Annotated in this window: 13 protein-coding genes; 11 read left to right on the forward strand and 2 right to left on the reverse strand. The window is 37.9% G+C overall.

From position 1 onward, the window contains the following. Nucleotides 1–15 precede the first annotated feature (15 nt). The 3 genes from ACF3OC_RS06275 to ACF3OC_RS06285 all read left to right on the forward strand — a co-directional run bounded on the left by ACF3OC_RS06275 (nucleotide 16) and on the right by ACF3OC_RS06285 (nucleotide 4,443). Nucleotides 16–2,280 carry a S9 family peptidase gene (locus tag ACF3OC_RS06275; RefSeq protein WP_094280435.1) on the forward strand — a complete coding sequence of 755 codons (2,265 nt, stop codon included), beginning with the start codon at nucleotides 16–18 and terminating at the stop codon, nucleotides 2,278–2,280. A gap of 60 nt (nucleotides 2,281–2,340) precedes the next feature. Further along, a complete protein-coding gene (locus ACF3OC_RS06280; protein WP_094280436.1) occupies nucleotides 2,341–3,837 on the forward strand; it encodes an NAD(P)H-hydrate dehydratase in 1,497 nt (498 codons plus the stop codon). A gap of 78 nt (nucleotides 3,838–3,915) precedes the next feature. Beyond that, nucleotides 3,916–4,443 carry an AraC family transcriptional regulator gene (locus ACF3OC_RS06285; RefSeq protein ID WP_094280437.1) on the forward strand — a complete coding sequence of 176 codons (528 nt, stop codon included), beginning with the start codon at nucleotides 3,916–3,918 and terminating at the stop codon, nucleotides 4,441–4,443. Nucleotides 4,444–4,501: 58 nt separating this feature from the next. Here ACF3OC_RS06285 and ACF3OC_RS06290 read toward each other — a convergent pair whose 3' ends face one another. Beyond that, nucleotides 4,502–5,173 carry a tetratricopeptide repeat protein gene (locus ACF3OC_RS06290; protein ID WP_094280438.1) on the reverse strand — a complete coding sequence of 224 codons (672 nt, stop codon included), beginning with the start codon at nucleotides 5,171–5,173 and terminating at the stop codon, nucleotides 4,502–4,504. A gap of 322 nt (nucleotides 5,174–5,495) precedes the next feature. Here ACF3OC_RS06290 and lon point away from each other — a divergent pair, with 322 nt between their 5' ends. The 3 genes from lon (at nucleotide 5,496) to rnhA (ending at nucleotide 9,181) form a co-directional block, all read left to right on the forward strand. Continuing rightward, nucleotides 5,496–7,958, forward strand: a complete 2,463-nt coding sequence (gene lon / locus ACF3OC_RS06295; RefSeq protein WP_094280540.1) for an endopeptidase La — start codon at nucleotides 5,496–5,498, stop codon at nucleotides 7,956–7,958. 127 nt (nucleotides 7,959–8,085) lie between these two features. Next, a complete protein-coding gene (locus tag ACF3OC_RS06300; RefSeq protein WP_094280439.1) occupies nucleotides 8,086–8,619 on the forward strand; it encodes an aromatic acid exporter family protein in 534 nt (177 codons plus the stop codon). A gap of 55 nt (nucleotides 8,620–8,674) precedes the next feature. Then, on the forward strand, nucleotides 8,675–9,181 hold the full coding sequence (gene rnhA, locus ACF3OC_RS06305; RefSeq protein ID WP_094256814.1) for a ribonuclease HI: 507 nt from the start codon (nucleotides 8,675–8,677) through the stop codon (nucleotides 9,179–9,181). 41 nt (nucleotides 9,182–9,222) lie between these two features. Here rnhA and ACF3OC_RS06310 read toward each other — a convergent pair whose 3' ends face one another. Beyond that, nucleotides 9,223–11,250 (reverse strand): M3 family metallopeptidase, encoded by a 2,028-nt coding sequence (locus tag ACF3OC_RS06310; RefSeq protein ID WP_094280440.1) that lies wholly within the window; start codon nucleotides 11,248–11,250, stop codon nucleotides 9,223–9,225. Nucleotides 11,251–11,368: 118 nt separating this feature from the next. Here ACF3OC_RS06310 and ACF3OC_RS06315 point away from each other — a divergent pair, with 118 nt between their 5' ends. The 5 genes from ACF3OC_RS06315 (at nucleotide 11,369) to ACF3OC_RS06335 (ending at nucleotide 15,752) form a co-directional block, all read left to right on the forward strand. Next, entirely contained in the window at nucleotides 11,369–11,836 is a 468-nt protein-coding gene (locus ACF3OC_RS06315) for a hypothetical protein (RefSeq protein ID WP_392471138.1), read from the forward strand. 113 nt (nucleotides 11,837–11,949) lie between these two features. Beyond that, on the forward strand, nucleotides 11,950–12,579 hold the full coding sequence (locus ACF3OC_RS06320; protein WP_094280442.1) for a TetR/AcrR family transcriptional regulator: 630 nt from the start codon (nucleotides 11,950–11,952) through the stop codon (nucleotides 12,577–12,579). Between the two features lie 57 nt (nucleotides 12,580–12,636). Beyond that, on the forward strand, nucleotides 12,637–13,929 hold the full coding sequence (locus tag ACF3OC_RS06325) for a TolC family protein (protein ID WP_256962517.1): 1,293 nt from the start codon (nucleotides 12,637–12,639) through the stop codon (nucleotides 13,927–13,929). A 6-nt stretch (nucleotides 13,930–13,935) separates the two neighbouring features. Further along, nucleotides 13,936–14,835, forward strand: coding sequence for an HlyD family secretion protein (locus tag ACF3OC_RS06330; RefSeq protein ID WP_094280444.1), 900 nt, complete (start codon nucleotides 13,936–13,938; stop codon nucleotides 14,833–14,835). Between the two features lie 2 nt (nucleotides 14,836–14,837). Further along, entirely contained in the window at nucleotides 14,838–15,752 is a 915-nt protein-coding gene (locus ACF3OC_RS06335; RefSeq protein ID WP_392471141.1) for an ABC transporter ATP-binding protein, read from the forward strand.

Consider the following 15,752-nt stretch of genomic DNA (forward strand, 5'->3'; position numbering starts at 1 on the left):
AATTAAATTTTGATTATGAAAAAATTATTCACACTGCTGTTATTACTTTTGAGTATGATAACAACGAAAGCTCAAGTTGCTGGTGATTGGAAAGGTGAATTGGAAGCCCAAGGCACCAAAATGGAAATGATCTTCCACATCAGTGAAAAAGACGGAAATTTATCGGCTACCCTAGATATTCCCGCACAAGGTGCATCGGGATTAGCGATGACGACTGCGAAGTTTGAAAACAATAAGCTTAATCTTGCGATGGAGCAGGCTGGTTTCTCCTATGAAGGGGAACTGAAAGGGGAATCCATTGAGGGGAAGTTTAAGCAAGCTGGGATGGAGTTTCCGCTCCTATTAAAGAAGACAAAAATTACGAAGCCAGGGGATCCGAGTTTAGTTTCTTCGGAAGCTGAGCTTGCGAAATTAATTGCACTTGGCAATGGAAATTACAAGTACAAGGTTGAGGACTATTTTGCGAAGCCAAAATCATCAAGTTTTGCACTTTCACCGAATGGTAAATACATTTCTTATCGGGAGAAAGATGAAAAAAATAAGCGGCATGTGATGATTAAGGAGGTAGCAACAGGTAAGGTAGTACGTGCTATTGAGGAAAAGGATGAATTGATCCGCGGCATGGGCTGGGTAAATGATGAGCGATTGGTTTACATTATGGACCAAGGCGGGAATGAGAATTACCATTTATATGCTGTTAATATTGACGGAACTAATAATATAGACCTTACTCCGTTTGAAGGCGTTCAAGCAGGCATCCTGAATATGCTGAAAGAGCAAAAAGATTATATCATTATTCAAATGAATAAGGATAATAAGCAGATTTTTGAACCATATAAAGTCAATATTCAGACTGGTGAGATGGAGAAGTTATTTACGAATACGGATCCGGAAAATGCTATCGTAGGCTATGAGTTTGATAAGGATGGGGTATTGCGCGGTTATGGGAAAATGCTAAATGGAATAAATACCCAATTTTTCTATAAGCCACAAGGCAAGCAAGATTTCGAATTATTTGGAACCACAAAATGGTATGATACATTTTCTGTTTTGTCCTTCAATTATGCTTCGAAGAATCCAGATGAAGCCTATGTCTTAACAAACCTTGATTCAGATAAGGCCAGAATAGTGCTTTATGATTTAGCTGCGAAGAAAATTATCAAGGAAATTTATTCAAACCCAGATTATGATGCGACGATCCTAGGTCTTTCGAGAAAGCGAAACTGGGAGTTGGATTATGTTGGATATGAAGGCGAAAAGGTTGAGATAGAGCCTAAGAGTAAGACCTTTAAAGGGATTTTTGATTTATTTCAAAAGGAGTTCCCGAATTATGAGTATGTGATTGTTGGCAAGACCGATAATGAGGATCAGTATTTGGTAATGGTCCAAAGTGATAAGCTCTACGGTAAATATTACCATTTGGATGCCACGTCGAATAAGATCACGTTGTTATATGATTTGATGCCACAGTTGAAGGAGGCTGATATGGCGGATATGCGTCCTATTACCTTTAAATCGAGGGATGGTTTGACTCTTCATGGATATATAACGCTTCCAAAGGCTGCGCTTGAGGGAAAGAAAGTTCCATTAATTGTGAATCCACATGGAGGTCCACAAGGAGTTCGGGATAGCTGGGGCTTCAATCCGGAGACTCAGTTGTTTGCGGCGCATGGATTTGCAACCCTACAGGTTAATTTTCGAGTATCTGGTGGTTATGGAAAAGAATTTTTGAAGGCAGGTTTTAAGGAGGTTGGTAGAAAGGCGATGGATGATGTGGAGGATGGAATTCAATATGTCATAGATCAAGGTTGGGTTGATAAGGATAATGTAGCTATTTATGGCGGTTCACATGGTGGATATGCAGTTCTACGTGGATTAACGAAGACGCCAGATTTATATAAAGCAGGTGTTGATTATGTAGGAGTTTCTAATATTTTCACTTTATTGAATTCTATTCCAGAATATTGGAAGCCCTATCTTGAAATGTTATATCAGGTTTGGTATGATCCGAATAACAAAGAAGAGGCAGAAATTGCGAAGGAGGTTTCACCCTTATTTCACGTTGATAAAATTAAAGCACCATTATTTGTTGTTCAAGGGGCGAATGATCCCAGGGTAAAAATTGCAGAAGCAGATCAGATTGTAAAAGCTTTAAGAGAGAAAGGGGTTGATGTTCCCTATATGGTAAAATATGATGAGGGCCATGGATTTGGAAAAGAGGAGAATCAGATAGAATTCTATAAGGCCATGATGGGCTTTTTCCACAAACATTTAAATTAATCTGTTGTTATATAACTGTATAGCTCCTAAATTTAGGGGCTATACTTATTTAATATCCTTATGAAAATTCTAAACACACAGCAGTTAAAAGAGGTGGATCAAGAGACCATTCAAAATGAAGGAATCAGTTCATGGGAATTGATGGAGCGGGCATCCCATATGGCTACATCAGCTATTTTGGATGATTATTCAGAAGAGATTAAGAATTCTTCCATTGTGGTGGTCTGTGGAAAGGGAAATAATGGTGGTGATGGCTTGTGTATTGCCCGGATTTTACGCGAATCAGGATACCCAGTTACAATATGTCTGATAAAATCGGAGGATTATTCGGGGGATAATCTGATCAACCAGAAGATGTTGGATGATATCCAATATTTCGAATTGAATGAGGAACTGGATTTACCGACAGAAGGATTTTTGATTGATTGTTTATTTGGGTATGGATTGAGTTCGCCACTTGGGGAAGATTGGATGGAAATTATCGATCAGATCAACGAATTTCCAGGGAGAATCCTTTCTATTGACCTGCCTTCGGGATTAATGGTTGATGGCATTGGAGAAAATATGAACCCTATTGTCTGTGCGGAAAAGGTATATACTTTTCAGGTTCCCAAATTAGCCTTGTTGCTTCCGGATAATTCCGATTTTGTTGGAGAATTTGAGCTTGTCAATATAGGCCTGGATAATTATTCGATTAATAAACAGGAAACCAACATGCGATATGTGGATTCAGACATGCTGGATGTTCTGTATCGTTCAAGGACAAAATACGACCATAAGGGAACCTTTGGTCATGTTGCCATTATTGGAGGGAGTTTGGGCAAAATAGGTTCGGTTTTATTGGCATCCAAATCAGCTTTAAAATCAGGTTGCGGGTTGGTAACTGCCTATATTCCTAGATGTGGCTATCAAATTCTTCAGATTGGGTTTCCTGAGGCGATGGTTCAACTGGATTCATCGGAGGATTTGTTGGTTGACTTTAATGTACAAGGATCTTTTTCGGCGATTGGGATTGGTATTGGGATGGGACGCAATGAAGAAACAATTCGCGGATTTGGAATCTGGTTACAATCATTAGCAGAAGATGTAAAATTAGTTTTGGATGCCGATGCATTGAATATTTTGTCAGAGCAAGAGCATTTATTACGATATATACCTAAGAATAGTATTTTGACGCCACATCCGAAGGAGTTGCGACGTTTGATTGGGGACTGGTCGAATGATCTGGATAAATTAGAAAAGGCGAGGGCATTCTCAAAGGAATATCAAATCATATTAATTATTAAAGGGGCGAATACCTCGATTATTAATCCGTCGGGGGAGATTTATTTTAATTCGACTGGCAATCCAGGGATGGCGACCGGAGGTTCTGGCGATGTCTTGACAGGGATTATCAGTAGTTTGTTGGCCCAAGGTTATTCGGCTTTTGATGCGGCCGTATTAGGAGTTTATATTCATGGATCTGCCGGCGATTATGCCAAAGATTGGGTAGGAGAGACCAGTTTGGTTGCTACCGATATCATCGAACATTTAGGTTCAGCATTTATGGAGTTTTAAGGGAATTCCTGAAATTATGATAAAGAAATGATGTTGTAGGTCAATTTGTGTCCGATAAATATTCTTTATCTTTACTTTATGCAAATTCACATCAAGAATATGGTTTGTCCACGTTGTATTATGGCGGTGGAACAGATATTAAATCGAATGGAAATTCCATTTGGCGAGGTGAATATTGGGTCCGTAAATCTTGGACGGAATCTTTCAGAGGAGGAGCAGATTATTTTTGATCAGGAGCTTCAGATGATTGGTTTTGAGGTGTTGAAGGATAGGAAGGCGGTTTTGGTGGAGGAGATAAAAATCGCTCTAGCGGAGATGATCAATGATGAAAATGCAATGTTGATTAAGACCTCCAGCTATTTGTCGGAGAGATTTAACCTGGAATATTCTTATTTAAGCAATGTATTTTCCGAAGTTCATGGAGAAAGCATTGAGAAATATCTAATAGGGATTAAAGTAGAAAAGGTTAAGGAATTGCTGGGATATGATGCCAGTTTGGCTGAAATAGCATCCCAATTACAATATAGTAGTATTGCTCATTTAAGTAATCAATTTAAAAAGACCACGGGACTGAGTCCATCGGCTTATAAAAAGCAATTGGTCTAAGGATATACAACAAAAAAGCTCGCGATTAGCGAGCTTTTTTGTTGTATAAGGGATATCCTTATTTAAGGTTATCACGGTAAACTGTAGCTTTTTTCACTTCAGTTTGAATGTCTTTACGAGAAGCATCATACGTTAATACTTTCTCATAGTCAGTAATTGCTTTGTTGTAAGCATCAGTAGCTGTTGCTTTGTTATAGTTTGCAGCCCCTTTAGTACCAGTCAAGATTCCTAGGTCACGGTAAGCAATAGCACGGTTTTGGTATAATTTTGCATCCGTTGCATTGATTGAGATAGCTTTTGTATAGTCAGCAGTTGCTGATTTCAACAGTCCTTCGCGTTCTTGGTTACTTAACTTAAGTTCTTTATTTACCGCCATGTTGTTGTTTGCTTTCGCTTTATAGTAGTAAGCAGAAACATTTTTCGGGTCTAAAGAAATTACTTTCGTAAAGTTTGCGATTGCTTTTTTGTATTCTCCATTTTGGAATTGAGAATAACCTAATAAATAGACAACTTCAGGTTCATTTCCAGCATTAGGTAATGCTTTTTCGAATTGAGCTGCTGCAGTTTTGAAATCGCCACCTAGAAGTGCTTTTTCACCAGCACGAACATTAGGATCGCTGTGTTGTTGTTTTTCTTGTGCTTGCGCACCCATTGTAGCTAGTGCTAATGCAACCGTAGCTAACCCAATCTTAATCGACTTCATCTGCGTATTCAAATTATTTAATTTCATGTCTGAATTTTTATGTTGTTTTCCAGTAAAATACAATACTCCTACTAATAGAGTAAAAATCTGTTAAATAGTTTAACCTGGCAATCAATAGTTATAAACATTTCCACATTTTGTAACTTGCGTAAGTTTTTATTGTTAAAGAGTACACAAAGGTGACAAAGAATGTGCTGATTACTGACGATTTAACAGATACAAATCAATAATAGCATAAAATGTACCAAATTTCATGATTGGCATTCTGCTTGTACTATAAGGGTTCAATAAATTTAAAGAAAAAATTTGCTGACGTTCTGACAAGATGTCGGCAGCTGGATATATACATATGAACAAATTTGATTCATTCAATTTTAATCAAACATTACCTATCATAAACGAAGAAACTGAATTCTTTCCATTATTGACTCAGCAAGATGAGGATGAGATGAGGAACGCAGAGATTCCGGATCAATTGCCGATTTTACCATTACGGAATACGGTATTATTTCCTGGGGTTGTGATTCCAATTACTGTGGGTAGAGATAAGTCCATTAAGTTGGTCAAAGATGCATATAAAGGAGATCGTACAATTGCTGTGGTATCACAGAAAGATATGACGGTGGAGGATCCTTCCTTTGAACAGCTGAACAAAATTGGTACTGTAGCGCATATCATTAAGATCCTTCAAATGCCTGATGGTAACACTACTGTTATTATTCAAGGTAAGCAAAGGGTAAAGCTTAAGGAATTGGTACAAACAGAGCCATATTTAATAGCGAGAGTTGAAAAATTCCCTGAGGATAAGCCTAAAACCAGCAGCAAAGAATTCAAAGCATTGATCTCTTCAGTGAAGGAAATGGCCTTACAGATTATTCAGTTATCGCCAAACCTTCCTAGTGAGGCTGGGATTGCGATTAAGAATATTGAGAGTCCAACCTTTTTGGTGAATTTTATTTCCTCGAATCTATCTTTAGAATTGGAGCAGAAGCAAGATTTATTGGAGATCAAGGATTTTGTGAAACGCGCTAAACAGCTGTTGGAGCATTTGACGACTGAAATTCAGATGTTGGAGTTGAAGAATCAGATTCAGAATAAGGTTCGTATTGATTTAGACAAGCAACAAAGGGATTACTTTTTGAGCCAACAGTTGAAGACGATTCAAGAGGAGCTGGGTGGTAATACACCAGACTTGGAGATTGAGGAGTTGAAGAAACGTGCAAAATCCAAGAAATGGAATGAAGAGGTTAGTAAGCATTTCCAAAAAGAATTGGAGAAGCTAGCCCGAATCAATCCAGCTGCTGCGGACTATTCTGTTCAATTGAATTATTTGGAATTATTGTTGGATTTGCCATGGGGTGAATTTACCAAGGATAATTTTGATTTAAATAGAGCTGAGAAGATCCTGAATAAGGATCATTATGGCTTGGAGAAAGTAAAGCAACGTATCATTGAGTATTTGGCTGTATTAAAGTTGAAGAATGATATGAAGGCTCCGATTTTATGTTTGGTTGGTCCTCCGGGGGTTGGTAAGACATCCTTGGGGAAATCCATTGCGAAGGCTTTGGGTAGAAAATATACCCGTATGGCTTTAGGAGGTATCCGTGACGAAGCAGAAATCCGAGGACATCGTAAGACCTATATAGGAGCGATGCCGGGTCGTATTGTTCAGTCTTTGAAAAAAGCGGGAGCTTCAAATCCAGTTTTTGTTTTGGATGAGATTGATAAGATTGGTTCTGATTTTAAAGGAGATCCCTCTTCAGCTTTATTGGAGGTATTGGACCCTGAACAGAACACTCATTTTTACGATCATTATGTAGAGATGGAGTATGATCTTTCTAAGGTTATGTTTATTGCTACTGCGAACTCATTAAGTGGAGTTCAACCGGCTTTATTGGATCGTATGGAGATTATTGAGGTTAATGGCTATACGATAGAAGAGAAGATTGAGATTGCGAAGAAGCATTTACTACCTAAACAAAGGGAGATGCATGGTATTCAAGCAAAGGATATTGCCTTGAAGCCTAAAATGATCGAGAAGATTATTGAGGAATATACTCGTGAATCTGGGGTTCGTGGTTTGGAGAAGAAAATAGGTTCCATAGTTCGTGGTATTGCTACTCGGATTGTAATGGAGAAGCCATATGATCATAATTTAGCTTCAGATGATATTGAAGAGATTTTAGGTCCACCAATTTTCGATAAGGATTTATATGAGAATAACGATATTGCTGGGGTAGTTACAGGTTTAGCTTGGACTTCTGTAGGCGGTGATATATTATTTATTGAGTCGAGTTTAAGTCCAGGTAAGGGCAAGTTAAGTTTGACTGGTAATTTAGGGGATGTGATGAAGGAGTCGGCTGCGATTGCGATGGCTTACTTACGTTCGCATTCTGATGAATTTGGGATTGACTTCAAGATTTTCGACCAATGGGACGTTAATATACACGTTCCTGCTGGAGCGACTCCAAAGGATGGTCCATCAGCAGGTATTACGATGTTGACGGCTTTGGCATCTTTATTTACCCAGCATAAAGTGAAGCCAAAATTGGCGATGACTGGGGAGATTACGCTTCGTGGCAAGGTATTGCCTGTCGGAGGAATCAAGGAGAAAATTTTAGCAGCAAAACGTGCTAATATTAAAGATATCATCCTGAGCAAGTCCAATCAGAAGGATATTTTAGAAATTAAGGAAGATTATATCAAAGATTTGAACTTCCATTATGTAACTGAAATGCGTGAGGTTGTTAAACTAGCCTTATTGGATGAGAAGGTGAAGAACGCGAAAGTTCTAATCCGTGATAATTATTAAAACTACATATATTATATATCAAAAGCACAACCCAGCGGGTTGTGCTTTTTTTGTTAGGATTGTCAGTTTGATTTAATCTTAGAACCTTAATTTTTATTATGATTTAATAAGCTGTATTTTTGCGACAATGAATCCCAATAGCTCTGCAACAAGGTTTATTAAGCGGGTCACTAGTTCTGCACTATTGATCTATATTATTCGATGTCTGATAGGATTTGTCCTTGGTTACCTCCTGTATCTGCGATTTAAGCAATTTGAAGTTTTTTGGGCCTTATTATCGATTATCTTGGTAATATCACCAGAGGAGAAAGATTCCAAAAGATTATCCATTGAGCGTTTCAAATCAAATTTTGTTGGTTCGGTTGTCGCGATGGCCTGTGTTTGGCTATTGCCGAAGTCTGTATATTCCATTATGGTAGGAATTGTCGTTACGATTTTTCTATGTTGGGGTTTTAAGATTTTGAATATGGCAAGAGTGGCCATCGTTGCCCTGCTGATCATTATGATAGAGCCACATCATACGCAGATTACCTATACTCCTATTTACCGAGCCCTTTCTACGGGATTGGGATGTGTGATCGGATTAACGATCGTCATCCTTACTTCTGGGATAATTCAATTCTTACGGGATAAGTACAAGATTTTTACAGAACCTGAATAAGAAGGACTTGTATTAATCCTCGGTCAGTTTCAATTAAATCCTTATTTTTACGGCAATGATTGAATTATATACTGACGGCGCATCTAGTGGTAATCCGGGTCCTGGAGGCTATGGCACTATCTTAAGAGCCATTTACCAAGGTTCAAATCCTGAGTTTCAAGGTAAGTTAATAGAGAAGGAATTTTCGGGTGGATTTCGGAAAACGACCAACAATCGAATGGAGTTAATGGCTGTAATTATTGGCTTGGAAGCTCTCAAAAACCTCAATCAACAAGTGACTATTTTTTCAGATTCCAAATATGTTATCGATGCGATAGACAAAAAATGGGTTTATGGATGGATCAAAAAAGGATTTCAGGGGAAAAAGAACAAAGACTTATGGATACGATTGATGAATGTATACAAACTTCATCAGATTAAGTTGGTTTGGGTAAAAGGGCATGCGGGGCATCCCTTAAATGAGCGATGCGATCAATTGGCGGTTAAAGCTTCAAAAGATAAAACGACATGGAAAATAGATTCTGTATTTGAGGCAGAATTGCAAAAAGGCTTAGATATATAATCTAAGCCTTTTTTTATGGTCAAATAGAATGTTTTATTTGGTTAAATCAATCCAGCCCGTTTTAGTAAAGGGTCCACTGAAGGTTCCTGACCTCTGAATTGTTTATATAATTTCATTGGATGTTCAGTTCCGCCTTTGGAAAGAACATGCTCTTTAAATTTTTGAGCGACTTCCTTATTGAAAATACCTTCCTGTTTGAAATAATCAAATGCATCAGCATCCAATACTTCAGCCCATTTATAGGAGTAATATCCAGAGGAATATCCGCCATCAAAAATATGGGAGAAGGAGGTTGACATTACGTTTTCCTTGACATCCGGATAGATGGCTGTTTCTTCAAATTGCTTGGTTTCAAAATCTTTGACATTGGCGATAGAACTAGGATCTTGGCCATGCCAACCCATATCCAAAAGGCCAAAGCTCAATTGTCTGACTGTTGCCAATCCTTCCAAAAAGGATGCACTATCTTTAATTTTCTGGATGTATTCCATAGGAATGGTTTCGCCGGTTTCATAATGTTTAGCAAAGAGCTTTAAGGCATCTTCTTCATAGCACCAGTTTTCCATTATTTGACTTGGCAATTCTACAAAATCCCAATAAACTGATGTTCCGGAAAGCGTAGGGTAAGTAGTATCAGCAAGAATACCATGTAAGGCATGTCCAAATTCATGGAATAGGGTAGTGACCTCATTGAATGTTAACAGGGAAGGTTTGCTCGCTGTTGGGCGGGTGAAATTGCAGACGATGGATACATGCGGTCTTTCATTGTGGCCATCCTTAACAAATTGTGATTTATAGGAGGTCATCCAAGCCCCATTTCTTTTCCCTTTTCTAGGGAAAAAATCGGTGTAAAATACAGCTACCAATTCACCCTCATCGGTACTTACTTCATAAGTTTGAACTTCAGGATGGTATTTATCGATATTATGGATTTCCTTAAAATTTAATCCGTAAAGACGATGAGCGATTTCAAAGACACCATTGAGAACATTTTCTAATTTGAAATAGGGTCTTAGTTTTTCATCGTCCAGGTTAAATCGTTCCTGTTTAAGTTTTTCAGAATAGTAGCTGCCATCCCATTTTTCCAGCTTTTCAATTCCATCTTTTTCTTTGGCATATTGAGAGATTTCCTGAAATTCTTTTAGTGCAGCTGGTTTTCCTTTAGCAAGGAGGTCATTTAGAAAAGCCTTTACCGTGTGAGGGTTTTGAGCCATTCTTTCTTCTAGTTTAAAGTGTGCATGGGAATCATAGCCTAGAAGAGCTGCACGTTGATGTCTTAATTTTGCGATTTTTAGGATAATTTCTTCATTGTTGTTTTCATTATCCTGGAATCCTTTTTTACCAGCAGCAATTGCTAATTCCTTACGGAGTTCACGATTGCTAGCATAGGTCATGAAGGGAATATAACTTGGGTAATCCAAGGTAAATATCCAACCTTCTTTACCTTCGTCTTTGGCTAGTTCATGAGCGGCTTCTACAATGGCATCAGGAAGACCGTCAAGATCTTCTTTCTTGGTGATATGCAATTGATAAGCATTGGTATCAGCAAGGACATGTTCAGCAAAGTTCAATTTCAGAACGGACATTTCCTGGTCAATTTCGCGTAGTTGTTTTTTCTTGTCTTCGGAAAGCAATGCGCCATTACGAACAAAGTCTTTATAGTATTTGGTCAATAAAGTTTCTTGTTCAGGATTTAATGATAGGTTATCCTTTTGGTCATATACTTCTTTTATCTTTAAGAACAAGTCGTAATTCAAAGTTATATCCGAGCTTAATTCGGCTAGTAAGGGCGCTACTTGAACGGCGATTTTTTCAATTTCTTCATTTGTTTCTGCGGAGTGAAGGTTGAAGAAAATATTTGAGATTCTATCCAACTGCATTCCGGAGAAGGAGAGTGCTTCTATAGTGTTTTCGAATGTCGCAGGATTAGTATTATTGGTGATTTGCTCGATTTCTTTTTTGGTTTCAGCTATGGCCTCTTTGAATGCTGGGACATAGTCTTGATTATTAATTTTTGAAAAAGGAGCTGTATTATAGTTCGTTTCGAACGATTTTGTTAGAATATTCATAGAATATAAAGTTACGAATATAAATTCAGGGAAAATTGCTTGTAAAAGAACAATTAGCAAGATTTTACGGAAACATTACGTATTATTATGTTGTTATAACAATAAAAAAGCAGACATCATGAATAATAAGATATTATCCTTACTTGCAGTTCCCGTATTAGTAATTAGTTTAAGTTCTTGTCAGAATTCACAGCCAAAATCTGAGGTTGGGCATACGACCGAATCAGTAAAAGATTGGACGGCATCGGAGTTGGCGGGCAAATATAGTTTTGAGGACAGCGGTGATACCATAGTTTTAGAATTAACAAACCAGAATGATTCATTAGTCGGTCCATTGAATTATAATTTTGAGGAGAAGGATAAAAACGAAGGAGTTTTCAGAGGGCTAATCAAGGACTCCTTGTTAGTGGGTCAATATACTTTTATGTCGGAGGGAGTCAGCTCGGTACGGGAGACTGTATTTGGGATTGTTCCGGAAGGTTTGATTGAAGGATTTGGGGATGTAGAGGAGCGCGATTCGATGATGGTATTTAAGAATATGGATAGTTTAAGGTTTGATCACGGGATGATTTTACATAAGAAATAAGTGATTTTAGTATAGTAGACTAATATATTGAACAAACATTTGGTCATTTGATTAAAATATTTGTTCAATATATTATTTTGTTGTTAACTTTGTGAGAAATCAAGGTTAATAATATGGCTAAGAAAATTGCAGAGAAGGAGCGTGATACCTCTACGGAGGAGAAAATTAAAGAAGCTGCACGTCGTGTTTTTCATAAGAAGGGATTTGCGGCAACGCGGACTCGCGATATTGCGGAGGAGGCTGATATCAACCTATCCTTGTTGAACTATTATTTCAGGAGTAAGGAGAAGCTGTTTGAAATTATCATGTTTGAGACCTTGGGTGAGTTTGTCAAAGGCTTGTTTCCGGTTTTGAATGATGAAGATACCAGTTTAGTTCAAAAAGTCAGTGCCGTCGCGGACCATTATATAGATTCTATCAAAGAGGAGCCAGAAATCCCTGGATTCATTATCAGTGAAATTCGTCATAATGTAAATAATATCCTAGAAAGGATCCCTGTCAAGGAGATTCTAGGGAATTCGGTTATCGTACGTCAGTTCAACGAGGAGCTACAAAAAGGCAATTTGAAAGATGTGAACCCGATTCAATTTATGATGAATATGTTGAGTTTGGTTTTGTTTCCTTTTATTGCTCAACCACTGATTATGAATGGAACAGGTGTCAATCATGAAGAGTTTATCAAATTGATGGATCAGCGTAAGAAGTTGATTCCGATTTGGATAGAGGCTATGCTAAAGGCATAGTACTCTTTTTTTTGTGGGTAAAATTGGTCAAATGTTTAAATCAATATGTTAAAATGTATGATTAAGTTAAATGTCTTTTATAAAATTTTATTAATTGGAATTCTGCTCGGATTCAAGGTAAATCTGGGATATGGGCAGCAAATGAAAACTTTGGAATTGGAGGAGTGCTATGAGTTGGCTCGGTTAAATTATCCGATGATCAAACAACATTCATTGATTGAAAAAACCAAGGATTTCTCCATGGACAATATGGAAAAAGCAATTCTACCCCAAATGAATATTGCTGGACAAGCAACCCATCAATCGGATGTCACCTCTCTTCCAATTAGTTTGCCGAACATGGAAATTCCAAGTATAAGTAAAAACCAATACAAGGTATATGCAGAGATTTCACAGTCCATCACCGGTTTGCTAAACCTTAAGGATCAGAAAGAGAATTTGGAAGCTAGTTCGGCTGTTGAAACGCAGAAGGTAGAGGTTGAGATGTATAAGTTGAGGGAGCGGATCAATAATTTATTTTTTTCCATTCTGATGTTGGATAAGCAGCAGGACCAAATCAAGATCAGTATTGCGGATCTTCAGAGTGGTATTGATAAATTGGAAACAGCAGTTAAGAATGGGGTTGCCCTTCGGAGTTCGGCCAGTAATTTACAAGCAGAAAGGTTGAAGGCAGAACAGCGAATCGTTGAAGTCCAATATAACAAGAAATCTTTTTTGAATGTTCTGTCTATTTTGATTGGTCAAAAATTGGATGATCAAGTTCAATTGATTGTTCCAAAGTCTCCTACCTATTCAGATCAGATTAATCGACCAGAGCAAGCTTTATTTTCCTTACAGCGAAAGGCGCTTGATGTTCAGAATAAATTAATTGATGATAAATCCTTGCCGCAGTTCAGCATGTTTGTTCAGGGAGGTGTCGGACAACCTGCCTTAAATATGTTGAGTAATAAATCTCAGGGATTTTATATTGCCGGATTGAGGTTAGCCTGGAATTTAAATACTTTCTATACCCAACGTAATGAGAAGAGTTTGGTAAAAACCAATCAAGAGATGCTGGATGTGCAGGAGGAGACCTTTCTATTCAATACGAAAATGAATTTAAGCCAACAGGAAACCGAGGTTTTGAAAATTCAGGAGCTATTAAAAACAGATCAACAAATTATTGAATTAAGGGAACAGGTAAAGAATTCGACATTGAATCAATTGAATTATGGTACAGCGACCAGCAATGATTACCTCATCGCTGTCAATGTGGTGGAACAAGCAAAGCAAAGTTTGGCGATTCATGAAGTCCAACTTTTGATGGCACAATATAATTTACTAACAACTTCAGGTACAATTGACAACTAATAAAGTATGAAAAATATTAATATAAGCTTGGTTTTATTGGTAGGACTGTTTTTGAGTTCTTGCAAAAATAATAAGGATGATTTCGATGCTTCTGGAAGTTTTGAAGCTGTTGAAACCATTATATCCGCTGAGGCAAATGGAACGATCAAAGAGTTTAACCTGGAGGAAGGTGACCAATTGAAGGAAGGGCAGCAAGTAGGCTTTATTGATACGGTTCAAACCTATCTAAAGAAGCGTCAGTTGGAGGCACAGGTAGGGGCAGGCTTAAGTAGAAAACCCAATATTCCGATGCAATTATCGGCATTGAAAGAACAAATTAGGCACCTGGAACAGGAGAAAATAAGGACTCAAAATTTGATTGCTGGCGATGCTGCAACACCAAAACAATTGGATGATATCGAAGCGCAAATCAAATTGTTGACCAAACAAATGGACGCTCAACAATCATCATTGTCGATTTCAAATCAAAGTATTGGAAAAGAGGTTGTTCCCTTGGAGGTTCAAATCTATCAGTTGGATGATCAATTGAAGAAATCAAAAATTATCAATCCGGTTAATGGAACTGTGTTGACGAAATATGCAGAAGTAAATGAAGCAGCAGGAATGGGAAAACCTTTATATAAGATTGCTGATCTGTCGACCATGATTCTGAGGGCCTATATTACTGGGTCCCAGCTTCCGAATGTGAAGTTAAATCAGAAGGTAAAAGTATTGACGGATAATGGTGACGAGGGCTATCATGAGTCAGAAGGAGTCATTACCTGGATTAATAACAAGGCAGAATTTACTCCAAAGACGATTCAAACCAAGGATGAGCGTGCGAATCAAGTATATGCGATCAAGGTAAGGGTAAAGAATGATGGTCGTTATAAAATAGGGATGTACGGCGAAATAAAATTCATGTAAACATGGAAATGGTTCAAGTCCAAGATTTGGTAAAAACCTATAATAAGGGGGCATTGACGGCAGTTGATCGGGTTAGTTTTTCGGTTGACAAAGGGGAGATATTTGGTTTGATTGGTCCTGATGGTGCCGGGAAGACCAGTATTTTCAGGGTGTTGACGACTTTGTTACTACCAAATGAAGGGAATGTCAGTGTTGGAGGATTGGATGTGGTGAAGGACTATAAAAAAATCCGGAAGATGGTTGGTTATATGCCGGGGAAGTTTTCGCTGTACCAAGACCTGACAGTGGAGGAGAATTTAAATTTCTTTGCATCCGTTTTTGATACGAGCATCGAGGAGAATTATGATTTGATCAAGGATATTTATGTGCAGATTGAACCTTTCAAGGATCGAAGGGCGGGGAAACTATCTGGGGGAATGAAGCAGAAGTTGGCTTTATGTTGTGCATTGATCCATAAGCCTGAGATTCTTTTTTTGGATGAACCTACAACCGGCGTAGATGTGGTATCTCGGAAGGAATTTTGGGACATGCTATCCAGGTTGAAGGAACAGGGGATTACCATTTTGGTTTCCACCCCTTATATGGATGAAGCGACCTTATGTGAAAGGATTGCATTGATACAAAATGGGAAAATATTGAGTGTCGAAACGCCGGATGAAATCATCAAGCAATATCCTGATCCATTATATGCCATTAAATCTAATGATATGGGGAAATTATTATTGGATCTTCGAAAAAATCCAATGATTAAAACTTGTAATGCATTTGGGGAGTATCATCATATCAGTTTCAATGAAATGAATGAGAATCAAACTGATGATTTGTTGAAGTCATTGGAAGAAGTGGGGCAAAAAGGCGTTGAAATCAAGAAGATACAACCCAATATTGAAGATTGTTTTATCCAACTGATGAATTGA

This window comes from Sphingobacterium cellulitidis, from assembly GCF_043187465.1.
Taxonomy (GTDB): domain Bacteria; phylum Bacteroidota; class Bacteroidia; order Sphingobacteriales; family Sphingobacteriaceae; genus Sphingobacterium; species Sphingobacterium cellulitidis.